Genomic DNA, 23,007 nt, shown 5'->3' with positions numbered 1-23,007 from the left:
ACTATTTTTCTCGATAACCCCCAGCGTAGGTAATCACACACATATTTCTATAGGATTTGTGAGTACCAAAAGCCACACCAGCCACCTTAAACGCAGGGTTAAAAATATTGGTACGATGACCCCGTGATGGGACACCATCATCAATAATTAACTGCATTACGATTTCTTGGGCGTTGTCTACACCATAGCTGATGTTTTCTGCTGCTGTGATTTGCCATTTCCCATAGCGATCAATGCGTGTAAAGGGACTGCTACCATCGCTACCATCATGACCTAGCGCACCTTTTGGACTTTGATCTTTGATATGATCTCTAGCACCTAAAGACATTCCCTTAGATGCGCTTAATGCACCTACAGGACGAACTGACTTGAGAAATGAGATCGCTTCATCAACAGGTTTTACCCCTTCTTGAGTGATTAAATAAGTATTATCAGAAACTTTAACTTTCTTACCTTCAAAACGACGGCGATAATTTTCTAAAATTGGTAAGTATGACCGAGGATTTGTCCGTACTTTGTTAGTTTCATCAATTACTTTTTGTTCTAAAGCTGACAGGTAACTTGCTTTTGCTAACAAAGTTGAATTATCATTTTCTACGGTATCTGTTTTCAATGGTTTTATAGGTTGTTTAGATTGTAGTAATTGATATGAAAAGTTAATCACTAAAGTAATAGGGAGCAATATCCAAAGTTTAAAAATATTCATTCATTACCTCAAAATTTTATTTTGACAAATTCCTGTAGTTAGTAAATAGACATCGAGATTTAAATATGCGGTTCCCAAAAATCTTAGTAGAGGATGTTTGAAAACTTTGTCGTCTGATATCTAACACTTGTAGATCCCCCCAACCCCCCTTTGTAAGGGGGGCTAAATTTCTCAAAGTCCCCCTTAACAAGGGGGATTTAGGGGGATCTAAATCAATTCTGATACTTTTTAAACATCCTCTTAGAGACGTTCCATGAAACGTCTCTACTTTTTTCCTATTTTCCACCCTGTAAAATACTTTCAACTTCTGATAGCTGAATTGGACCGGAAACATTCTTGCTATTGATTATCAAAGAAGGTGTGCCAGAAAGCCCCAGTTTATAAGCCATCTGTAAGTCTTGTTTAATTGCTTTATCGGCTAAATTACGGTCGGTGTTAAATTTCGCCAAATCTAATTTGAGATTTTTAGCAATATCTAAATATAAGGTTTCACCTAGTTGTTTTTGATTAGTAAATAGGGCATCATGATATTCCCAAAATTTACCTTGTTGATATGCTGCCCAAGATGCTTTTGCAGATGGTAATGCTTGGTCATGAATTTGAACTAATGGAAAATGTTTATAAACTAAGGTAAATTGATTTGGATATTTTACTAACAAGTCTTTGAGCTTTTTATGTGCTTCGGCACAATATGGACATTCAAAATCAGAAAATTCTAACAGCACAGTATTTAATTGAGTCGAACCTGTGGTAGGAGAATCACCAATTACAGCTTTAGTATTGGTTCGGAAATTCTGTAAAAATTCTTGTCTGACTTGCTGTACTTTTTGCTGCTGTTCTTGCTGGTATGCTTGAACAGTCTCGATAATTACTTCTGGATTTTTGCGAATAATTTGTAATACTTGCTGTTCTAGTTGGGGATCGATTTTTGTATCAGCTTGTGCAGGAAGTGACCAGCTAAGGCTGAAGCAGAGTAAGCTGGTAATTGTCCAGATACGCAAATTTTGAAAGATTTTAAGCATGGGGCAATACTAAATAAGTCCATACTATCTTAGTATTTCTGAGGTTTGGTCAGTGCGAACTGCTTGCAGCAGCGCTGAGTCCCAAGGGGACGCGCTTACGCGAACGCTATCGCTACGGTGCTGTATTTTTTGAAAGCTTCTTTAAACGCAGAGGAACGCTGAGGAAGCGCAAAGGTTCGCTGAGTTTGATTTGCTACTAGGTCGTGGGATTTTGTACTTGGAGAATTTGACTATCAATGGGTAATGAGAAATCACGGGACCATTCATTCCAAGAACCAAAATAATTTTTGGCTTGAATTCCTACCTGTTGCAGCGCAATCACTGTATTAGCAGCCCTAGATCCTTTAAAGCAGTAAATATAAACAATAGAATCTGAGGTGATACTCACAGACTGACAGATTTTGAGAATTTCTGCTGGTGAGCGAAACATGGGAATTTGAGCTTCAGAATTCATCAGCAGATGCCATTCTAGCCATATAGAGTTAGGGATTCTCCCTTTGCGGGGACAGAAATCTTGACTGTAGGGAGAAGAACTCAATCCTTGCCATTCTATGCGATCGCGCACATCTAATTTGATAATGGCAGGATTATCAATTGCTTGTAACATTTCATCTTTTGTCACCATGATATCCGCGTTGGGATGCAATCTAAATATGCTGCTTTCAGTTTTAGTGACTTCATTGGTAGTTGGTAATTCAGCAGCAAGCCATCCTTGATATCCCCCGTGCAGAATAGATACCGCACCGCAACCCAAATAATTGAGTAAAAAAGCCGCTCGACAACATTGACCATAGCCTTTATTTAAAGCATCTTCATACACAATTAACCGTTCTGTTCCAGATATTCCAACTTTGCTCATAATTTCAGCAAAATATTCTTGTAATTTCTTTAATCCTGCTGCTGAAGAGTCATCTAAAAGATAAGTAAAAAATGCACGAATATTGATTGCACCAGGAATATGCGAGATAGCATATTCTTCTGGACTTCGCGTATCTACAATTACAATTTGTGAGGAATTTTCTGCCAATAAAGAAGAGAGTTCTTGGGGAGAAATGAGAGTTTTCGTATCCACTTTTCCATGCTTCTGTATTGTGCCATTTGGCATTATCACGCACTGGAGAGTGGTACTTTGGAGTTAAAATTACAGAAGAATAAATCTAGATTGTTATGGAGTAACCTTTATAGTTAAATGAAGAATTACAGCACCTCCTGCTGTTATGATGTACAGTTTTTCATGTAGGGGCGGGGTCTCCCCACCCTCTTAATTAATGGTTATTACTCCGGTAAACCCTCCACCTTTAACAAGTCCAAATCCCGTTCAAAAATCTCATCAATTGGCAACATTTTCCCCGCAGTTGTCATAAATTTATGGTTTTTAGTTGCTCGAATTTTGGAACCATCTTCTAAACAATATTCATATACTTCTTGCATTCCTCTATCATGCCATTGGGCAATAGGTTGAGTGTAAACATTCCCATTTATATCAACACTAAAAATACTACACTCAATTCTCTTTTCTACAATCTCCCCAATAGGAATAAAACCATATTCCGCAGTTAAAATTTTTGTATCATAACTTAAACAATATTCGGCAAACTTCAACATATCCCCAAATAGATGTTCAGCAACTTGGGGTTTTACACCATTTTTTGCGGAACCATCAATAAAATTTTGCTTTTGTTTCTCCATTTCAGAAACTTTCTTTTTACCCATAGCCCGACGCAGCAAGTCAGCTTGTCCTAAAGAATAACCAGCCATATCCTGAGCAATTTTCATAATTTGCTCTTGATAGACCATAATTCCATAGGTTTCATTTAAGATTGGTTCTAAAATGCCTGTTTCATATTCAATCTGTTCTCTTCCATGTTTACGATTAATAAACTTTGGAATTAAGCCCGCATCTAATGGGCCTGGTCGATAAAGTGCTAAAATAGAAGAGATATCTTCAATGTTAGAAGGTTTCAAATCCCTAACTATTTGCTTCATTCCTGAAGATTCTAATTGAAATATTCCTTCTAATTCACCAGATTCTAATAGTTCATAAGCTTGGCTGACATCTTTAGGTAAAGTGCTATGTTCACCTTTGGCTAATATCTTTTGTGCTTTTCTTTCTTGACCTGTAATTTCATCTGGATCAATTTTATAACCCTTAGTTTCTTCAATTAAATCAATGGTTTTTTGAATTAGCGTCAGGTTCCGTAAACCCAAGAAATCCATTTTCAATAAACCCAAAGATTCCAAATCTTCCATGAAATACTGGGTAATTACAGAACCATCATTATTACGTTGTAAGGGGACAATTTCATCAAGAGGTTCTGCGGAAATAACCACACCAGCAGCATGGACACCAAAAGTTTTATTAGTACCTTCAATTCGCATGGCCATATCGAGCCAATGACGAACATTGGGGTCATTATCATATTTATCTTTAAACTCTTGTGCTGGTGTTTCATCAGAAACCATGACCTTGAGTTTAGTTGGTTTTCCCCGCACCACCGGAATCATTTTCGCCATTTTATCAGCGTCACCGTAGGGAACATTTAACACTCTAGCGACATCTTTTAAAACTGCTTTAGATGTTAAACGGTTAAAGGTAATAATTTGGGCAACTCTATCAGCACCATATTTATCAGTTACATATTCAATCACTTTATCCCGTTGTTCAATGCAAAAATCTGTGTCAATATCAGGCATTGACTTCCGTTCAGGATTCAGAAATCTTTCAAATAATAAACCATGATGCACAGGGTCAATATTAGTAATTCTCATTGCATAAGCAACCAAAGAACCAGCCGCTGAACCCCGACCTGGACCCACGGGAATATTATTATCTCGTGCAAATTTGATGTAATCCCACACTACTAAAAAATAGGTAGAAAAACCCATTTTTTGCAACATTTTTAATTCATATTCCAATCTTTCTTTATAAACCTGATCTACTTCGTTGCGTGATTTACGATTTAATCTTTCTAAAAGTCCTTGCCAAGCAATTTCTTCGGCATAAGTGTCAGGAGTGTGACCTGAAGGAATAGGAGGAGTAGGAATTTTCGGATCATCCATGATATGGTAAGGCTCGACTTTATCCGCTACTTCTTCCGTTGTAGCTATAGATTCGGCAATCACATCATCGGGTAAATGGTCACGAAATAGCATTTGCATTTCTGCGGCAGATTTAAGGTATTCGGTGCCGCTATATCGCATTCTTTTATCTTCACTAATTAGCTGTCCTGTTTGAATACATAGCAAGGCATCATGGGCTTCTACGTCAAAACAAGAAATGTAATGGGAATCATTGGTAGCAATAAATTTAATTCCTAATTCCCGTGCAATTTTGACAATTTCGACATTAACAATTCTGTCTTCTTGGGAACCGTGGTCTTGAATTTCTAAATAAAAATCTTCACCAAAAACTTCTTTATACCATTTAGCAACTTTCCGGGCTGCATCTGGTCGATTACTAAGAATTGCTTGGGGAATTTCTCCACCTAAACAAGCGCTGGTGACTATTAAGCCTTCATGATATTGTTTGAGTAAATCTTTGTTAATACAAGGACGGGAAAAAATACCTTTACCTTGCACACCTTGAAGGTGAGAAATTGTGGTTAATTTAACTAAGTTTTTATAGCCTTTTGTATTTTTAGCTAAAACGACTTGATGATATTTAGGACGGCGTTCTTGTTTTTCAATATCACCATTAATAATATACATTTCGTTGCCAATAATTGGCTTAACGTTTTTATTGCGGCAGATTTTAATTAATTCTACGGCACCATACATGACACCATGATCTGTGAGTGCGATCGCTTTCATCCCCAGTGCGATCGCTTGATCCACCAACTCTGGTAGCTGACTGGCCCCATCCAACAAACTGTAATCACTATGAATATGCAAAGGAACAAAAGACATAAGCACCTCCAATACAAGTCAAGCAGGGTTGAGATTTGCGATTAACTCCACCCACGCAGGAGATTTATAGACTAACAGTTTTTATCTAAAATTGTTCCCAGAATTTTGACTTTGAACTGCTAAGAAGCCCATCCTAGCAGAGTTTCATTTAAATATACCCTGCAAAGTCAGGCTTTGGCGCTTATAAAAGCCAATAATCTACTTGATAGCAAAAAGCCCCGTTCCATAAACGAGGCTTAAAATCAGTTATCACCAATCATCTGTTACTTAATGCTGTTGTGGTCCCTTGGCATCAGAATGTTTTGTCAAGCAACGTTCTAAAAGTTCAATTCTCCAAAGTAAAGCGAAGCGGTGTGGACTCCATATTACTTTAGTCTCATGATTGAATAAGGGCTGATTCAAATACTGCCAAAGAGGAAATTGAATTTTTGTGTGTTTGGGAGCCATAGGAGGAACAAAATATTATAAAATAGCTTCGGCAGTAGCTGGCATTGCGTTTAATAAATGTCAACTAGTAATACCTTTATATTTAAAGATTAAACCAGTATTTTGGAATTGTCTTGGTGGTCATTGCGGAAGTTAAGAAAATTTTACTTTTGCAAATTTTAAGTAATTGTCAGCAAACTCTGAAATTCTCTCTGGCAGGAATTCTGGAACGGTGGAAGACTGAAAAGAAAATTTTGATATGCCATAGACATTTGTCTAGCCACTTCATCAACAGGAACACTACCAGGACTAGTACCCAAACCAGGAAGGGCAACTGTAGTAATTTGTTTTTGTAAACAATTACAGTACAATCTATTATGTTGGCGAATGGCTAACAAAGTTGCCCACAAACCTTGATAAACATGATCATTACCAGCCATAGACACCTGCATTCTCAAAGTAGGAGTATGAGCAATAAATGGGTGTAAAGGATGATTAGTTTCCACAATTAAAGATGTACCTATAGGTTGATCCCCCAAATACTCTTCTTGAATGCGTTTTTGTAAGAGTTTTTCGACATCTTCTCCAAAAAATCTCAGAATTGCACGTTCAATACTATTAGCAGAAGGTAAAGCACTGGCTGCCGTAACGATGCAATCAAAAAAAGGCAAATCTTCAAAAGTGCCATTGACTATTTCTATATTGGGTAAACCTTCAAAATAATCAGCAAAGGTTCTACATAGAAACGTTTTTGTATCTAATAAAATTAGTTTTAATGGTATTTCATAACCCCATGTTTGGCAGGTATCTAAATTGGTAACTTTAGTTTTATAATTAGATTTATCAATCAAAAAAAATAAATGGGAATTGAGGACTGTAAAAATAGCATCAATATTAAAAGTAATATCAGCTACTTTCGCTGCTGTTAAACCTTCATAAGTTTTAATCTCTAAAATTAACCTTTTGAGGGCATGGTAAATATTTAAAAATATTAATTGTAGAGGTTCGTCGGCAATAATCGGATAACGCAGTAATTTTAGACAATCTTCTAAACGAGATAGAATTTTCATCATGCTAGTAAATCCTAGCATTCCAGCTGCACCTTTGAGGCAAAAAGTAGCCCGGAACATTACTTCTAATTCATCTCGATCATCAATTGTATTTTGTAAATTGGATAAACCTTTGTAGATTGTATTGAGGTATTCTTGTGATTCTTCAACGAAGTAGCCGAGAATTCTGTTAAATTCTTCTGGTTTCATAACTGTACAATGCTGCATTTTTATGGTATTGGAGATAAAAAACAGCTAAAGAATATCTCTATAGCTTGGTTTGATGGATAACGACTGCTGAATGATTACAACAGAGGACTCCACTTTTCCAAGCAGGAATATTTAAAAGTTCAGATTTGGAAAATTTCATCATATTTACAAATTGTTATGATTCATAAAAGGATGGCTTGATTTGGTGCTGTGTTTAGACTACCCACTTTTAACTTGATTCATATCCTGAGTAAACCCAAACCAGATTAATTTCTATTCGCAGTCTAGCAGTTAGGACTTTTCGCTAAAGAATGTGTAGTTTTTGAAGATGCCGCGTCAAGTATAAAAAATATCAATGGTCTACGTAAAAGAGTGAAGTTTGCTTACATCGTTTTATCCAGTTGAAATTCTTGCCAATAGCAGCGAAATTTTACCCCTTGATAAAGACTTGGGGTAAATCTCCACGAAAATTAGCATTAAAAAAAGAAAATTTGTAACTTACTGCTGAGGTGGAAATTTAACTTTAACAGAATCTCCAAAGGTATTTTTTCTTCGTTCATTAACAGGTAGTTCGGTAGTATAAAACACAATTTTATTTAAATATATTTACAGTCAACAAAGAATCAAGTTTTCTTATGAAAGATAAAATGTTTGTGATAAAATGAATTTAGTTTTATCAATTTACCAAAATTTTTGATAATGACGACGAAAAATTTATGACTAATCTCTTACAACAAGCTTATGCTGTCGTCTCACAACTACCTGAAGATGAACAGAATGAAATTGCTCAACTGATTTTCCAGCAATTAGCACAGCGTCAACAACTACTGCATCCAACAAATATAGATTTTATGCAATTTGCTGGTATTGCCAATTCTGAAGAAACTCTACTTTTACAAAACCTCGAACATGAGACTGAAGAACAAAGATTACTAGACTTGCAAAGGCAAATTGATCTGTGAAAAAAGCTTTACTAGATACTAATATCCTCTCATATTTTCTGCGAGGTGAAATACAAGTTGTCAAAAAATTCCGTGAATATCAACAATTTCACAGTTATCTAACTTTTTCGGTTCTTACCTACTACGAAATTAAAAGTGGATTGCTGTACAAAGATGCTAAAAATCTTTTGCAGCAATTTAAAATTCTTGCCAATAGCAGCGAGATTTTACCGCTTGATATAGATACAGCTAATGTTGCAAGTATTATTTAGAGTGAAATTAGGAGTTAAAACTATGAGAAAAAATTTATTGCTTGCTGTGGTTAGTATGAGTTTAATTTTAGGTCATACTAATATGATTAAAGCAAATCCCATTAATCCTATTCTGGCACAGCAACAGCAAACTGAGGTGAAATTTGTAGATCCAGTTTTAGAAAATGCAATTAGAAAACAATTAGGAATTAGTAAAAAAACACCTTTAACAGTAGATAAATTAGCGAAAATTACAGAGTTAAAGATAGAGAATGATGATTTTTTTAAGGGGTTTTTTAATTCTGATGATGAAGAAATTAAATCGTTAGCAGGAATTGAGAAACTAAAAAATTTAACTTCTCTAAGTCTAGTTTATCACAAAATCAAAGATATCAAACTTTTAGCAGAGTTATCCAATTTAACTTATTTGAAGTTAGAGGGAAACCAAATCACAGATATTAAGCCTTTATCAAGGTTATCTAACTTAACTTATTTGAATTTAATGTCAAACCAAATCACAGATATTAGTCCTTTGTCAGGGTTATTTAATTTAACTGATTTGAGTTTAGGTTATAACGAGGAAAAATTTTTTTGTTGTTCTTTGCCACAGACTAATGTAGTGGGGAACAAAATAACAGATATCAAATCATTATCCGGTTTATCTAACTTAAAAGAATTGAGTTTATCGGGAAACCAAATAAAAGATATCAACCCATTATCCGGTTTATCTAACTTAAAACAATTGAGTTTATCGGGAAACCAAATAAAAGATATCAACCCATTATCCGGTTTATCTAACTTAAAACAATTGAGTTTGGGGTATAACCAAATAAAAGATATCAACCCATTATCGGGTTTATCTAATTTAAAAAAATTAAATTTAAGGTCAAATCAATTCAAAGATATAAAATATTTATCAAGTTTATCTAATTTAACTGATTTGAATTTAGTAGCAAACAAAATAAAAGATATCAAACCTTTATCCGGTTTATCTAAGTTAGAATTGTTGTATTTAGCGGATAACCAGATAACAGATGCCAAACCTTTGTCACGTTGATCTAAGTTAATTGTCTTGAGTTTAATGTCAAACCAGATAAAAGATATCAAAGCTTTATCCGGTTTATCTAATTTAGAATTGTTGTATTTAGCGGATAACCAGATAAAAGATATCAAAGCTTTATCCGGTTTATCTAATTTAGAATTGTTGTATTTAGGGTACAACCAAATAACAGACATCACACCTTTATCCGGTTTATTTAAGTTAAGTGGGTTGGATTTAATATTCAACCAAATAACAGATATCACACCTTTATCCAGTTTATCTGAGTTAATTGTTTTGAATTTAGAGGGAAATCCTATTACTAATTGCGTGGGATTACCAGAAGAATTAATGAGTATGTGTCCAGAAAATAAGTAATATTTAATTAACAAAAAATATTCATCTTTACTCACTATGATCTGTGTAAAATGTTGCAGTCTCGTAGGTTGGGTAGAACGAAGTGAAACCCAACATTAATCACAGGATACCAATTAGTTGCACCACCAGCCACAACTGGAATAATATGATCTATGTGAAATGTTGCAGCTTGTCCCGCTTGAGACAAACAATAATATTCACACTTATTTTTTTTGCACGCTGGATAGCGGCTTAATATGTATTTTTATTGATCTGGAATTGTCTTTTCTTCTTCATATTGAGCTATTGCTTGTTCAATTATTTCATTACTCACATCTGTCAGATCAGATTTAGAATAAATTGTAGTGAGTATAATTCCTTGAGCATTTTTTAGATAATAAATCACCCTATATCCTCCACTTTTTCCTTTTTGAATGTTACTATTTTTAATACGAACTTTGAAAACTTGATATTTAATTCCCGCAATTCTATCTCCAGGAATTTCACCTGCTAGTAGTTTATCAATTAAAGGTTGAATATCACTACGAATTGAACGATAGCGTTTAGCCAGTTCTCGCAAATCTCTTTGAAAACGAGGGGTAAGAGCAATTTCAATGAGTAGTGGTTCATTATTATTCTGCATCTATTCCTTCCCACATTTGTGAAAGGGGTATAGTTTGTCCACTTAATGCTTCTTTTATTCCCTGATGAATACCTTCAATTACAATTTCTGTGGGTGTTTCTGCAAGAGATGAATTTTTCTCTAATTGGAAAATAGATTTTTGTAGCAATTGTAATGTATAAGTTTCCACAGAAAGTCCTTGCTGTTGTGCTTCCTGTATTAAATACTGTTCTAATTCTGGTGGTAAGCTGAGGGTTAGTGTCATAAGTCTATTGTGGGTAACTTTATATATTGTAAACCTGCAAAAACAAAAGATTAACTCCAAAATACCAATAAGCGTTGTTGGGTTTTCTCAACCCAATCTACGACTTATAATTGATCAAATAACTGCAAACATATCTTAGGCTTGAAACTGTGACTGAACCCGGACAATACAAAGATACCGTCAACCTACCCAAGACTAACTTCGATATGCGGGCAAACGCAATCAAGCGGGAACCTGAAATCCAAAAATTCTGGGAAGAAAACAACATTTATTCTCGCCTCTCTGAAGAAAACCCCGGCGAATTATTTATACTGCACGATGGGCCTCCCTATGCTAACGGCCAGTTGCATATTGGTCATGCCTTAAATAAGATTCTCAAAGATATTATTAACCGTTACCATCTATTACAAGGTCGTAAGATTCGCTACGTTCCTGGCTGGGATTGTCACGGCTTGCCGATTGAGTTGAAGGTTCTGCAAAATATGAAACAGGCAGAACGGCAAAATCTCACTCCTTTGCAATTGCGTCAAAAAGCGAAAGAGTTTGCACTGAAGACGGTTGATGAACAACGAGAAAGCTTTAAACGCTATGGGATTTGGGGTGATTGGGAAAATCCTTATTTGACTTTAAAGCCTGAATACGAAGCGGCGCAAATTGGCGTTTTTGGGGAAATGTTCCTCAAAGGTTATATCTATCGCGGTTTAAAGCCGGTGCATTGGAGTCCTAGTTCTAAAACGGCTTTGGCTGAAGCTGAGTTAGAATATCCTGAAGGTCACGTTTCTCGGAGTATTTACGCTGCTTTCCCGGTGCAGAAGGTTGCAGAAGGGTTAAAAGCTAGTTTGGATGGCTTCTTGCCTGAATTAGGTGTGGCTGTGTGGACTACTACTCCCTGGACTATTCCCGGTAATTTGGCTGTGGCTGTGAATGGTGCGTTGGAATATGCGGTGGTGGAGGTCTCACGCAAAGGCGCGGAGGCACAGAGAGGATGCAGATATCTGATTGTTGCGGCTGAGTTGGTGGATAGGTTGGCTGCGGTTTTGGATGCTGAGTTGACGGTGAAGGTGCGTTTCTCTGGTAAGGATTTGGAACATACTACTTACCGTCATCCTCTTTTTGACCGTGAAAGTCCGGTGGTGGTTGGTGGTGATTATATCACTACTGAGTCGGGGACTGGGTTGGTACATACTGCGCCTGGTCATGGTCAAGAGGATTACATTGTTGGTCAGCGTTACGGGTTGCCGATTCTTGCTCCTGTTGATGATAGTGGTAATTTCACTGATGAAGCAGGTAAGTTTGCTGGCTTGAATGTTTTGGGTGATGGGAATCAAGCGATTATTGATGCTTTGAATGAAGCGGGTTCTCTGTTGAAGGAGGAAGCTTATCCTCACAAGTATCCTTATGATTGGAGAACGAAGAAACCAACGATTTTCCGCGCTACTGAACAATGGTTTGCTTCTGTGGCTGGTTTTAGGGAAGATGCTTTAAAAGCGATCGCATCTGTGCGTTGGATTCCCGCTCAAGGTGAAAACCGCATCACCCCTATGATAGCGGAAAGATCAGATTGGTGTATCTCTCGTCAGCGTTCTTGGGGTGTTCCTATTCCGGTGTTTTATGATGAAGCAACTGGTGAAGTTTTGCTGAATGCGGAAACTATTAATCATATTCAAGCTATCATTGCTGAGAAAGGTTCTGATGCTTGGTGGGAGTTGTCGGTTGAGGAGTTGTTACCGGAACAATACCGCAATAATGGCAAGACTTACCGCAGAGGTACTGATACGATGGATGTCTGGTTTGATTCTGGTTCTTCTTGGGCAGCGGTGGCGAAGCAAAGACCGGAGTTATGCTATCCTGCTGATATGTATTTGGAAGGTTCTGATCAACACCGGGGCTGGTTTCAGTCTAGTTTGTTAACTAGTGTGGCGGTTAATGGCATTGCACCTTACAAAACTGTTCTCACTCATGGTTTCGTTTTGGATGAAAATGGACGAAAAATGAGTAAGTCGGTGGGGAATGTGGTTGATCCTCAATTGATGATTCAAGGTGGTGCTAACCAAAAACAACAACCGGCTTATGGTGCTGATGTGTTGCGATTGTGGGTTTCTTCGGTAGATTATTCCGGTGATGTGCGTCTGGGTAATAACATCATCAAGCAATTAGCTGATGTACGGAATAAGATTCGCAATACGGCACGGTTTTTGTTGGGTAGTTTGCATGATTTTGATCCTCAAAAGGATGCTGTAGCTTTTGCAGATTTACCGGATTTGGATAAGTATATGCTGCACCGCATTCGTGAGGTATTTAATGAGGTGACGGAGGCTTTTGATAGTTTCCAGTTTTTCCGCTTTTTCCAAACGGTGCAGAATTTCTGTGTTGTGGATTTGTCGAATTTCTATTTAGATGTTGCCAAGGATAGATTGTATATCAGTTCTGCTGATGCTTTCCGTCGTCGCAGTTGTCAAACGGTGTTGCAGATTGCTTTAGAGAATTTAGCGAGAGCGATCGCACCCGTTTTATGTCATACTGCTGAGGATATCTGGCAATTTATCCCCTACAAAACAGCCTATAAGTCAGTGTTTGAGGCTGGTTGGGTGCAGGTAAATGAGGAATGGGAAAATGAAGATTTAGCCGAATTTTGGGACACTTTGCGTACACTCCGCAACGATGTTAATAAGGTTTTAGAACAAGCGCGGATAGAAAAATTAATCGGTTCTTCCCTAGAAGCGAAAGCTTTGATTCATATCCCTCACAAACAGTTAAACGATGCTATCAAAGCCTTTAACCCTGTTAGCGGTAACGGTATTGATGAACTACGGTATTTATTGCTGACTTCCCAAGTGGAAATTTTAGACTCTGCTAAGGGACTCCAAGGATTGAAATATACCGCACAGACAGAAGACTGGACTATAGCAATAGTAAATGCAGATGGTCAAAAATGCGATCGCTGTTGGAACTATTCTACCCATGTTGGCGAATCTGCGGAACATCCCCTATTGTGTGAACGTTGTGTTCCCGCTTTAGCTGGGGAATTTTAATATCATATAATGTAGGGGTTTAGCAGTGCTAAACCCTTACAAAATCAAGACCAACGCAAAGTATTTATAAACCCTCATTTCTCTGTGTCTCTGTGGTTCGTTCCAATAATTCTAAAAATGCCTCCAGATATCATATCCGCCTAATCACTTACGATAAAATATATGTGTCATACTGAGCGGAACGTAGTGCAGCGAAGTATCTCCGAGATTCTTCACTTCGTTCAGAATGACACTTTTAAACCGTTTTTGGTATACGATAAAATATATGTGTCATACTGGGCGGAACGTAGTGCAGTGAAGTATCTCCGAGATTCTAGAGGCTAAGGCACGCTAGGAGAATACTTCGTATGGCTAATGACACGCTGCGCTATCAGAATGACAAACATTTTACCGGACGTGACATGATTCCTATCTTCAACCTTAATAGAGACGTTTGATCAAACGCCTCTATAATTTTAACCTTACAACTTCTGCAACAATTCCTGAGTCAATTGCATAAAAGCCTTAGAACCAGCAGTATTTGGACTCAGCAAAGAAACAGGCATAAAACTATCAACAGCCTTAGCCACATTTACATCCACTGGAATTTGTGCTTTACAGATTTTATCAACACCAAAATCTTCGACAACCCGGTGCATTACCTGTTTATAATATCTACCATTCAATAAATTAGAACTGTACATACTAAAGACAATTCCCAACATTTTGATATCTATTTTTGCTTCATGTTCATGACTATCTTTTAATTGGGCAATACGTCTTTCTAACAGTTGAATTCCCACCACAGACAACGGTTCTGGTTTAGCTGGGAGAATATAAAAGTCACTTGTAGCTAAAGCACTACGAGTCATGAGATTATAACCAGGGGCGCAATCTAAGAGAATAAAATCATATTCATCACGCACTGGTTTGAGAATATCTCTAATTAAAACTCTTTCAAAGCGATTCCAAATAGTTTCAAAGTCATTTTCACCCAAAGCTACAGACTGATTATGTAGCATTTCCGAAACAACAAATTCATCATATAAATCAATATCACCAGGTAATATATCCAAGCCTGGGAGATTACAAACTTGCGGATAAACAATATCATGAATCGTCAATTTAGCATTAGGATCAGGGTTAATAATTTCATCTATTAAATACCGAAAAGTTTTTCTTTGTTTGCGACGTTTAGCAAACTCTACAGGTGACATAACACTGAGTGTGGCGCTAATTTGACTATCTAAATCTAAAACAAGTACCTTTTTTCCGTGATTTTTGGCTAAACAAGTAGCGATATTGACCGTAAGCGTAGTTTTACCCACACCACCTTTCATATTTGCAGTTGCAATTACATATCCCATTGGTTAATTCCTCTGCTGACGCTTTCCCATTGAGGTAGCGTATATATTATCTGATAGATTTCTACTTTCGCTAATTTAGTCTTTCGGAAGATGTGAAAAAGTTCTGTTAGCGATATTCTCTCGCTGAAAGCAGTTAAATTATATATCACCAAGCAATGGAAATCACCCAATAATTCACTTAAAATCTATATACACAGGTTTGATATCAATTTAGATATAAGGGCTTTGCGTATTATTATAGGACTAGTCTATTCGATTATTCTGCTTAAGTCTATATCAACTTTACGTATAAATGCTAGACTGGGGAATTTTTATATACAAAGCTTTAAGTAATCTTTATAACTACAAAAGTTCATGTTATGGCATAATTAAGCACGTAGCGGATTTTCAAGAATGATTACTGTTGCTGAGAGGTAAACAAAAACTTGCTTTTTCATCCTGAACTGTGTCGTAACGAAAGCGAAGTCGAAAGCAAACTCATAGTTCAATATTTGCTACCACAGTTAGGGTATACCCCTGATACTTGGCATCAAGAAGTTTCTTTTGGTAGTATCCGTTTAGACTTTTTAGCGTTTGCAATCCAAGTAGTCCCCTTTGTTTTAGATGCTAATTCACCTTTAAGTGTAGTAATGGAGGCAAAAAGTCCAAAGCAAAATTTAAATCATCATGTTTTAAGACTCAGGCATTATTTAACTAGTTTGAATGTGCTTTATGGGTTATTAACTAATGGCAAGGAAATCAGAATTTATCAAAAATCACTAGATGATATTCAGTTAGTTTTTCAATGTTCTGGTAATGAAGCTGAAACAAAGATAGAGGAAATTAGAGAATTAATTGGTAGGGAAAGCTTGAAAAATAGGCAATTTAAACAAGAGTTAGAAATTCAAATATCAAATTCAGAAACTAACAAGGAGCATTCGATGAAGACAATTGCAATTTACCACAACAAAGGCGGTGTTGGTAAAACAACTACAGTAGTTAATCTAGCGGCTGCACTTCGTAAAAAAGGCAAAAAAGTTTTAGTAATTGATTTAGATAGTCAGGCTAATACCACCTTTGCAACGGGTTTAGTAAAATTTGATGATGAACAGTTTGATGATATCAAAGATTCTAACATTCGTCATATTCTGCAATCAGCAGATTTCTATCCCATAGAAGAAGTTTCTAGAAAGTCCCAATTTACTAATCCAGAAATTAGTGTTGTTCCTTCTCATATTAGTTTGATGAACTATGAGAATGAGTTAATACAACAAGAAGACAGTAAAATGATGCTTTCTGAAAAGTTAGATAGCATTAAAAAAGAATATGATATAGTTCTAATTGATACTCCACCGTCGTTAAATCTTTATGCTAGGATTGCTTTAATTACTGCTGACTATCTTATTATTCCATCTGATCTTAAACCTTTCGCTAATCAAGGATTAATAAATGTTGATGGGTTTATTAAAAAAATCAATAGTTTCCGAAAACAAATGAGAAAACCACCACTTGAAATTTTAGGTGTCTTAGCTTGTAAAATATCCACTAATAATCAATTTGTAAAACATACATTGCCTAAACGATTAGAAGCTATTCCAAATAGATATGGCTTTGAAGTCATGAATACAGTAATTTATGATAGAGATGATCTTGCCAAATGTGCTGAAAGAATTCTGATGATAGGTGATATGGAGGTAGTAGATCCTGTTTCCGTACTTGATTTCAAACCAGATTCTACTGCCGCACAAGAATTTGAGTTATTAGCTCTAGAAGTTTTACAAAAAATAGGATTAGCTTAATGAAACTATCTACATCACTTGTTGCCATCAAAAAAATTAGTTGTACAAAACCTCGTTCAACTTTTGCAGATGATGAACTAGAAAAGGCCGCTGCATTAATTTTAGAATCAGAAGGAGTTATTAATCCGATTGTGATTCGTAGAACGGATATACAATCTTATGAAGTAGTAGATGGAGACTTCGAGTATTATGCTGCTGCTAGAGCTAGAGAAATAGATCCGCGTAAAGGAGAGATGATTGGAGTATTTATTATTGAGTCTGAAAATGAGGAGACTTTAACAAAACAAGTTGAAGTATTTAGAAAACAAAAATCTGAAGATTCAGGAAAAGTAGACTTTACATTAAAGGATTTAGAAAAATTCCTGACAAATTTTGAAGCTCACTTTGGTAAAATTACTAAACAACTATTAGAAGAAGCAACGACTAATGCGAGGTTAGAAAATGAAAATAAAGAACTTAAAAAGCAGATAACTGATAAAATTGAACATTTAGAAGTGTTTAAAACACTTGATAAAATTAAAATCGCTGATAAATTAATCAGTGCTGGTGTAAGTTCAAAAAAAGCTTATCAAATAGCAGAACTAGTAGAAAAAGAGCGTAATCAGGAGCAGTTTCAATCATTAAATGATGTAGTAGACAGGGTTAAAATTCCACATGGTAAGAAGAAGCAGAGAGCCATAAGTCTCAAAGAAATGCTGGAAATAGTTAATATTTGGTCGAAGAAGTAGTTGATTTAATTGCATTATTTACTTTCTTACTTTGCTCCTCTGCGCCTTTGTGCAAAACATTACCCCCGCACTTGGCGCACAAAATTAAATCCCCACCCCCTTAACCCAACAGGTAAAAAAGATAAACTTAAACCAGTCCAAGCCTTAGCAGTAGAACAAGACTTACCAGCCAAAACTAACTCTCTTCCCTTTTGAGTTTCACCCTTTTCAATCAAACGCAAACCTAAAAACAACTGCGATTCTGCTAGACGAATTTTCCTAATCTTCTCTAACTTCTCAAACTCAAACTTATAACTTTCTAAATACCGGATTTTATCATACAAATAAGGAATCGCCCGATTAATACCCTGCTGTTCTGCATGAACTCGATATTCCATTAATAATTCTGGTAAATAATAACCCTTTTTCCCAGCTACAGCTAACCGCACAAATAAATCATTATCTTCGCAATTTTGCCAATTAGGCATCATAAAACCTAGTTCTTGCAAAGTTTGACGGCGAAATAAAGTTGCTCCAATTTGAAAACTTTGACGCACAAACACAACTTCTAATAAATTATCTACCATACCTGCTGGTAAATTCTTCCTACCCCAACGGTGAGAATTTTCTTGAGTTGCTTCCTCATCTCGAATGTTATTAATATCAATTATCCAATGGTCTGTACCCACAAAATCAATACTAGAATCTTGTTCTAATATTGCCGCAGTCTGTGATAAAAAATCAGGTGTTAATCGATCGTCATCATCAAATTTAATAAAATATTTACCACTGGCTGCATCAAAGCCAGAACGCATATTATTACTTTTGCCGATATTTTGCGGATGACGAATATATTTAATACGGTTATCTGTATATTTTGACATTAATTCTGGTGTGTCATCACTAGAACCGTCATCACAAATAATTAACTCAAAATCTTGCTCAGATTGATTGAGAACACTTTCAATTGCGTAAGGTAAGAGTTGCACGCGATTAAAAGTAGGGATACAAACAGTAATTTTAGCCATGAATTTTAAAAATAGATTTTTTGACTTTATTCATTAATAGTTTTTGTAACAATTGGCTTTTGTCAAATTATTAGGAGACTTGATAACTTGGGGTTTTATTCAGGATGTTTGCAGAAATGATTAATCATACATAACATCATTAGCAAAAATGTAAATACAGAAAGATTCCATGTTACAAATCCTTTGTCCAGGCAAAATGACATCAAGCATCAATTCAAAGCTATTGTAGTATATTATGTTATTGCTTTACTCAGTAAAATACTAAACTTCACGTCACGTTTATGAAAATCCTTATGCTATCTTCAACCTTTCCCTATCCACCAACACGGGGGGGGACGCAGGTAAGAACCTTTAATTTACTGAAGTACCTCAGTCAACGTCATCATATTACTTTAGTAACTCAGCGTGAGTCTGATGTGACAGATTCAGAAATAGCAGATTTACGAAATTGCGTAGATAGCTTAGTCGTTTTTGAACGTCCTCCAGACGGGGGAAAAACAGCAGGATTAGTAGAAAAAATCCAGAGATTGGGGACATTTTTACTAAAAGGAACACCTCCAAGTGTCCTTAACCGCTACTCAGTTGAGATGCAGCAGTGGGTTGATAACTTTATTGAAGCTGGTAAATGTGATGTAATTACCTGTGAACATAGCGTCAATGAAATTTATATTCGTCCCCATTTTCAAAAGTATATAAAAACCCTTGTTAATGTTCATAGTTCAGTTTATGGAACTTGTTTAAATCAATTGGCGACTGGTACATCTGAAAATCAATTTAGAGATAAAATCAATCTGCCTTTATTGCGCCACTATGAGAAAAGTTATTGTGCAAAATTCTCGAATATTGTAGTCACCACAGAAGAAGATAAACAACAACTACAACAGTTCAACTCTAACGCTGGAATAGCTGTTATTCCTAATGGTGTAGACTTAGTTACCTTTCCTAATCGTCCCTCAGATCCGGGAGGACATCGAATAATTTTTATCGGGGCAATGGATAATTTAGCTAATATTGATTCTGTCTGTTTTTTCAGCAATGAAGTATTACCAGAAATTCAAAAAAAATATCCAGATACAACATTTGATATTGTCGGTTCTCGTCCTGTACCAGAAGTTTTAGCACTCAAAGAAAAACCAGGAATTAATGTGGTTGGACGTGTACCTTCAATGGCAGAATATTTGCATAAATCGACAATTTGTGTTGTTCCAATGCGGACAGGATTTGGTATAAAAAATAAAACTCTAGAAGCGATGGCTGCGGGTATACCGATAGTTGGGAGCGATCGCGGTTTAGAAGGACTAGCTGTAGATGCTCAAACAACCCCACTACGGGCATTACGCGCCAATCGACCCGCAGAATACATAGCTGCTATTTCTCAACTTTTTGAACAGCCAGAACTCCGATTTCAACTTTCTGTTAACGCTAGACAACTAGTAGAAACCGAATTCACTTGGGAAATTGCCGGTCAACACTATGAACAAATCTGCCAAGGAGAATTTTAAGTATTGTTACGCAGATATATACTGCAAAAGGGTGAAATCTGAACTTATGTCATACTGAGTGTAACGTAGTGCAGCGTTCGCGGAGCGTCTCGTAGAGAAGTATCTCGAAGATTCTAGAGCCTACGGCTCCCGTAAGGGATACACTTCGTATGGCTAACGCCACGCTGCGCTATCAGAATGACACTTTTAACCCGTTTTTAGTATAACTTCAATTCCTAAAATAAGCTGAGAATCTTTTTCACTCCTATGTCTAAGGGTTCTGGCTCATGCATATTTAAATTCCGTCGATGTCTATTCCTCATACCACTGCACGGAAGCAAGCTACGGAATTAATTTTTATATACTATTTTTACTTTTGGCATTATTTCTTCAGTTTACTTATGATAAATTTATATTTGTTATAAGCATTACACGGGTAATTTTTTATTAAAATTAACTTAAGTTTCATTAGAAAAGAATCCTTACCTATGAAACTTCTTTATCAAAGTTCCGTATAACGCATATTTAATTTTCACTTTTATGTCTGTAGCTTCCCCATTCTAGGAAAGAGATTTTATATCTAACTTAGATTCACGTACTGAATCAATTTCCCCAAATGTGACCACTTTAGCTACTTAGAGTATTTGATTAAACCTCTGTCAGCACCAAGTAGGAATGTAAGATCAGGTGAATATACAAAAATTTGTCCAACGAGCAGAAGTATTAAACAAACGTTTAGCAGACTTGTACCAGACTGCTAGTGTATTGCCTTTTATTCCCTCCGATCTACTACCAGAAGCGTTTAAAGACCTGTACAGCACCTCAAAAATGGTGCAACTAGCAGTTGAGGAACTTTACCAACAAAATGAAGAACTCATCGAAACACGCAACTTATTGGAAACAGAACGCCAACACTACCAAGATTTGTTTGAATTTGCACCAGATGCCTATTTAGTCACTAATCCAAAAGGTATCATCAAACAAGCCAACACAACCGCAGCGCAGTTACTCAACATTTCTTCAAATTTTCTGGTTGGTAAACCAATAATTACTTTCATCAATCGGGAACAACATCCGTACTTTTATAATGAACTGATCCAGATAACCAAATCTCCACAAGTCCGAAAATTATTATTACCTTTCAATCCACGAGATGGTGATTCTTTTAATGCTTCTGTCACAGTAAAAGCTATCCCCAATAAGCATGGAACACTTACTACTTGTTACTGGTTAATACGTAAAATTTATGAGCATCAGCAAGAACAATCAACAACTCCTGATCATCACAGTGACTTAATTGACAATCGTCCTGTACATAAATATTCTCAAGGAGACACTATTCCCCTCTACTCACAATTAATTTGGTATGTGCGTCAGGGTTTAGTAAAGCTCAATACATTTTGTGAAACAGGTAAAGAAGTGCTGACGGGGTTAGCAACCGCAGGAATGGTTTTTGGCTCTAGTATGACATCTCTATCCATTTACCAAGCTATAGCCCTGAAAGATGTGGAATTAGTATCAATCCATATATTAGAAATCAACGTTTTACCCAACCTAAGTCATATCCTACTACCCAAGATTCAACAGCGATTACAACAAACAGAATCTTTTTTATTCATTGCTGGCAGAGGACGAGTACAAGACCGATTACAGCATTTATTAGAACTTTTCAAAGAGCAACTTGGGGAACCAGTACCAGAAGGAACTCGCCTCACTTTTCGCTTCACTCATGAAGAGATTGCCAGTGCTTGCTGCACCACCAGAGTCACAATTACAAGACTACTCAGTCAATTACAAAAACAAGGTTTTATTAGTTTTGATGCTAAAAAACATATTATTGTCAAAAATTCGGCTTAATTAATTTGGTAATTGGTAATTGAGAAAACACTTCCCCTACTCTCTTGCCTCTTCCCACCTCCTGTAAAGAAATTGGGGCGCTCCTCAACGCCCCATCTATGCAATCAAATCTAGTGTTAGCCAATCATCCGAGGTTTTGGCAATTTGGCAGACAAAATTTTTCTGTTACCGTTTTAATGGAAATATCAACAAAGAGAACGAGACAGTTAAGAATCGTTCCGAGGGAAAGATTGCCGTCTACCCTCAGAACTTACACTCAGTCGCCAGTTGTTGATGAAGCACTGTACAACACCCCTAATGTTGCAGCAGTTCATTGATAACGCTTTGTCGTCGCTTCACCACAACTGGCTAAAAATCCCACAGGAAATATATAAATATTTAAGCAGTTCATCCAATGGATACCTCGATTTTTTGAGTAAAGAACTGAATGGTATTAATGACCATTTTTTTGCTTGGCGTTGTTTGATTTTGCAAAAAAAACTGAAAAACACTTGATATTCATCATTTCTTAATCGCGCAGCATTTGGGATATGATTCTATCCGCTTGTAATCGCTGATAAGTTAAACGGATAATGTTTGCTGCATCAAATAAACCACGGACATAGCAAGCAAAACCCAAGGCATCTAACAACATTAAGGTAGTCACACCTTCTCTTGCTAGGGATGATATAAATTCTGTAACTCCTGGAGCGCTTGTATCTATTGGCATTGTTGCCAACAAGAAACGTATACAATCAGCCGATACAATAGTTCCTTCTAATTCTTTGCTATCCGTCGCTAGACGAACAATACCCACCATAATTTGATTTGGTGTCATGCCTTCTTCCATGAGAAGGACAAATAAAGATGCCAGATTGTCTGGAGTGTGTTTGTCGAGTTTGATATTCATCATGCTTACATATTTACGTGTAACAATAAACGTAAATTTTTTTGCATATCCGGAAAAATTCGGCAAATTTTTTTACTGTCTAGAAGTGAAACGGC

The 23,007-nt window shown here is 36.4% G+C and carries 20 protein-coding genes; 9 read left to right on the top strand and 11 right to left on the bottom strand.

What is annotated here, in order from left to right; all coding sequences use genetic code 11:
- Position 1 precedes the first annotated feature (1 nt).
- The 5 genes from ACSQ6I_RS04820 to ACSQ6I_RS04800 form a co-directional block, all read right to left on the bottom strand.
- The gene (locus ACSQ6I_RS04820; RefSeq protein WP_438889217.1) at positions 2–706 is read right to left on the bottom strand and encodes a CAP domain-containing protein; all 705 of its coding nucleotides are present in this window, start codon (positions 704–706) and stop codon (positions 2–4) included.
- A 275-nt stretch (positions 707–981) separates the two neighbouring features.
- A complete protein-coding gene (locus ACSQ6I_RS04815) occupies positions 982–1,728 on the bottom strand; it encodes a DsbA family protein (RefSeq protein WP_438889216.1) in 747 nt (248 codons plus the stop codon).
- 196 nt (positions 1,729–1,924) lie between these two features.
- On the bottom strand, positions 1,925–2,800 hold the full coding sequence (locus tag ACSQ6I_RS04810; RefSeq protein ID WP_438889227.1) for a sulfurtransferase: 876 nt from the start codon (positions 2,798–2,800) through the stop codon (positions 1,925–1,927).
- Positions 2,801–3,003: 203 nt separating this feature from the next.
- Positions 3,004–5,634 (bottom strand): DNA polymerase III subunit alpha, encoded by a 2,631-nt coding sequence (locus ACSQ6I_RS04805; RefSeq protein ID WP_438889215.1) that lies wholly within the window; start codon positions 5,632–5,634, stop codon positions 3,004–3,006.
- Positions 5,635–6,239: 605 nt separating this feature from the next.
- Complete coding sequence (locus ACSQ6I_RS04800; RefSeq protein WP_438889214.1) at positions 6,240–7,319, bottom strand: Hpt domain-containing protein; 1,080 nt, start codon at positions 7,317–7,319, stop codon at positions 6,240–6,242.
- A 716-nt stretch (positions 7,320–8,035) separates the two neighbouring features.
- On the opposite strand from ACSQ6I_RS04800, the gene ACSQ6I_RS04795 reads away from it, so the two are divergent.
- Genes ACSQ6I_RS04795 through ACSQ6I_RS04780 form a run of 4 tightly spaced genes read left to right on the top strand, consistent with a single transcriptional unit; the run spans position 8,036 to position 9,928 of the window.
- Complete coding sequence (locus ACSQ6I_RS04795) at positions 8,036–8,281, top strand: hypothetical protein (protein ID WP_438889213.1); 246 nt, start codon at positions 8,036–8,038, stop codon at positions 8,279–8,281.
- Complete coding sequence (locus tag ACSQ6I_RS04790; protein WP_438889212.1) at positions 8,278–8,532, top strand: PIN domain-containing protein; 255 nt, start codon at positions 8,278–8,280, stop codon at positions 8,530–8,532. Before ACSQ6I_RS04795 ends, ACSQ6I_RS04790 begins: the two co-directional genes overlap by 4 nt.
- Positions 8,533–8,554: 22 nt before the next feature.
- Positions 8,555–9,568 (top strand): leucine-rich repeat domain-containing protein, encoded by a 1,014-nt coding sequence (locus ACSQ6I_RS04785; protein WP_438889211.1) that lies wholly within the window; start codon positions 8,555–8,557, stop codon positions 9,566–9,568.
- Positions 9,569–9,592: 24 nt separating this feature from the next.
- Positions 9,593–9,928: a leucine-rich repeat domain-containing protein gene (locus tag ACSQ6I_RS04780; RefSeq protein WP_438889210.1), complete on the top strand. Its 336-nt coding sequence runs from the start codon at positions 9,593–9,595 to the stop codon at positions 9,926–9,928.
- 34 nt (positions 9,929–9,962) lie between these two features.
- On the opposite strand, the gene ACSQ6I_RS04775 is transcribed toward ACSQ6I_RS04780, so the two are convergent.
- The 3 genes from ACSQ6I_RS04775 to ACSQ6I_RS04765 are packed head-to-tail and all read right to left on the bottom strand — an operon-like array spanning position 9,963 to position 10,794.
- Positions 9,963–10,166 (bottom strand): HNH endonuclease, encoded by a 204-nt coding sequence (locus tag ACSQ6I_RS04775; protein WP_438889225.1) that lies wholly within the window; start codon positions 10,164–10,166, stop codon positions 9,963–9,965.
- 6 nt (positions 10,167–10,172) lie between these two features.
- The gene (locus tag ACSQ6I_RS04770) at positions 10,173–10,550 is read right to left on the bottom strand and encodes a type II toxin-antitoxin system RelE family toxin (RefSeq protein WP_438889209.1); all 378 of its coding nucleotides are present in this window, start codon (positions 10,548–10,550) and stop codon (positions 10,173–10,175) included.
- Complete coding sequence (locus tag ACSQ6I_RS04765) at positions 10,540–10,794, bottom strand: hypothetical protein (RefSeq protein ID WP_438889208.1); 255 nt, start codon at positions 10,792–10,794, stop codon at positions 10,540–10,542. The genes ACSQ6I_RS04770 and ACSQ6I_RS04765 overlap by 11 nt, the downstream gene beginning before the upstream one ends.
- Before the next feature lie 149 nt (positions 10,795–10,943).
- Between ACSQ6I_RS04765 and ileS the strand changes: the two genes are divergently transcribed.
- A complete protein-coding gene (gene ileS / locus ACSQ6I_RS04760; RefSeq protein WP_438889207.1) occupies positions 10,944–13,826 on the top strand; it encodes an isoleucine--tRNA ligase in 2,883 nt (960 codons plus the stop codon).
- 461 nt (positions 13,827–14,287) lie between these two features.
- Here the strand turns inward: ileS and ACSQ6I_RS04755 are convergent, their stop codons facing one another.
- Positions 14,288–15,172, bottom strand: a complete 885-nt coding sequence (locus ACSQ6I_RS04755; protein ID WP_438889206.1) for a ParA family protein — start codon at positions 15,170–15,172, stop codon at positions 14,288–14,290.
- Between the two features lie 425 nt (positions 15,173–15,597).
- On the opposite strand from ACSQ6I_RS04755, the gene ACSQ6I_RS04750 reads away from it, so the two are divergent.
- Positions 15,598–16,950, top strand: a complete 1,353-nt coding sequence (locus tag ACSQ6I_RS04750; RefSeq protein WP_438889205.1) for an AAA family ATPase — start codon at positions 15,598–15,600, stop codon at positions 16,948–16,950.
- Complete coding sequence (locus tag ACSQ6I_RS04745) at positions 16,950–17,678, top strand: ParB N-terminal domain-containing protein (protein WP_438889204.1); 729 nt, start codon at positions 16,950–16,952, stop codon at positions 17,676–17,678. Before ACSQ6I_RS04750 ends, ACSQ6I_RS04745 begins: the two co-directional genes overlap by 1 nt.
- A gap of 59 nt (positions 17,679–17,737) precedes the next feature.
- On the opposite strand, the gene ACSQ6I_RS04740 is transcribed toward ACSQ6I_RS04745, so the two are convergent.
- Entirely contained in the window at positions 17,738–18,685 is a 948-nt protein-coding gene (locus ACSQ6I_RS04740) for a glycosyltransferase family 2 protein (RefSeq protein WP_438889203.1), read from the bottom strand.
- 281 nt (positions 18,686–18,966) lie between these two features.
- Here ACSQ6I_RS04740 and ACSQ6I_RS04735 point away from each other — a divergent pair, with 281 nt between their 5' ends.
- Together ACSQ6I_RS04735 and ACSQ6I_RS04730 are read left to right on the top strand one after the other, a co-directional pair.
- Positions 18,967–20,187, top strand: coding sequence for a glycosyltransferase family 4 protein (locus ACSQ6I_RS04735; protein WP_438889202.1), 1,221 nt, complete (start codon positions 18,967–18,969; stop codon positions 20,185–20,187).
- A 666-nt stretch (positions 20,188–20,853) separates the two neighbouring features.
- Entirely contained in the window at positions 20,854–22,023 is a 1,170-nt protein-coding gene (locus ACSQ6I_RS04730; RefSeq protein ID WP_438889201.1) for a helix-turn-helix domain-containing protein, read from the top strand.
- A 508-nt stretch (positions 22,024–22,531) separates the two neighbouring features.
- On the opposite strand, the gene ACSQ6I_RS04725 is transcribed toward ACSQ6I_RS04730, so the two are convergent.
- On the bottom strand, positions 22,532–22,912 hold the full coding sequence (locus ACSQ6I_RS04725) for a hypothetical protein (RefSeq protein ID WP_015215626.1): 381 nt from the start codon (positions 22,910–22,912) through the stop codon (positions 22,532–22,534).
- Between the last annotated feature and the right edge of the window lie 95 nt (positions 22,913–23,007).

The organism is Anabaena sp. WFMT (assembly GCF_051781005.1).
GTDB lineage: Bacteria > Cyanobacteriota > Cyanobacteriia > Cyanobacteriales > Nostocaceae > Anabaena.
This window is presented reverse-complemented; position numbering and strand designations above follow the sequence as displayed.

Coding starts and splice junctions, on each gene's coding strand:
- ACSQ6I_RS04735 (WP_438889202.1), top strand. CDS start 18,967: ATGAAAATCCTTATGCTATCTTCAACCTTTCCCTATCCACCAACACGG.
- ACSQ6I_RS04795 (WP_438889213.1), top strand. CDS start 8,036: ATGACTAATCTCTTACAACAAGCTTATGCTGTCGTCTCACAACTACCT.
- ACSQ6I_RS04780 (WP_438889210.1), top strand. CDS start 9,593: ATGTCAAACCAGATAAAAGATATCAAAGCTTTATCCGGTTTATCTAAT.
- ACSQ6I_RS04755 (WP_438889206.1), bottom strand. CDS start 15,172: ATGGGATATGTAATTGCAACTGCAAATATGAAAGGTGGTGTGGGTAAA.
- ACSQ6I_RS04805 (WP_438889215.1), bottom strand. CDS start 5,634: ATGTCTTTTGTTCCTTTGCATATTCATAGTGATTACAGTTTGTTGGAT.
- ACSQ6I_RS04765 (WP_438889208.1), bottom strand. CDS start 10,794: ATGACACTAACCCTCAGCTTACCACCAGAATTAGAACAGTATTTAATA.
- ACSQ6I_RS04745 (WP_438889204.1), top strand. CDS start 16,950: ATGAAACTATCTACATCACTTGTTGCCATCAAAAAAATTAGTTGTACA.
- ACSQ6I_RS04785 (WP_438889211.1), top strand. CDS start 8,555: ATGAGAAAAAATTTATTGCTTGCTGTGGTTAGTATGAGTTTAATTTTA.
- ACSQ6I_RS04770 (WP_438889209.1), bottom strand. CDS start 10,550: ATGCAGAATAATAATGAACCACTACTCATTGAAATTGCTCTTACCCCT.
- ACSQ6I_RS04800 (WP_438889214.1), bottom strand. CDS start 7,319: ATGAAACCAGAAGAATTTAACAGAATTCTCGGCTACTTCGTTGAAGAA.
- ACSQ6I_RS04725 (WP_015215626.1), bottom strand. CDS start 22,912: ATGAATATCAAACTCGACAAACACACTCCAGACAATCTGGCATCTTTA.
- ACSQ6I_RS04820 (WP_438889217.1), bottom strand. CDS start 706: ATGAATATTTTTAAACTTTGGATATTGCTCCCTATTACTTTAGTGATT.
- ACSQ6I_RS04815 (WP_438889216.1), bottom strand. CDS start 1,728: ATGCTTAAAATCTTTCAAAATTTGCGTATCTGGACAATTACCAGCTTA.
- ACSQ6I_RS04740 (WP_438889203.1), bottom strand. CDS start 18,685: ATGGCTAAAATTACTGTTTGTATCCCTACTTTTAATCGCGTGCAACTC.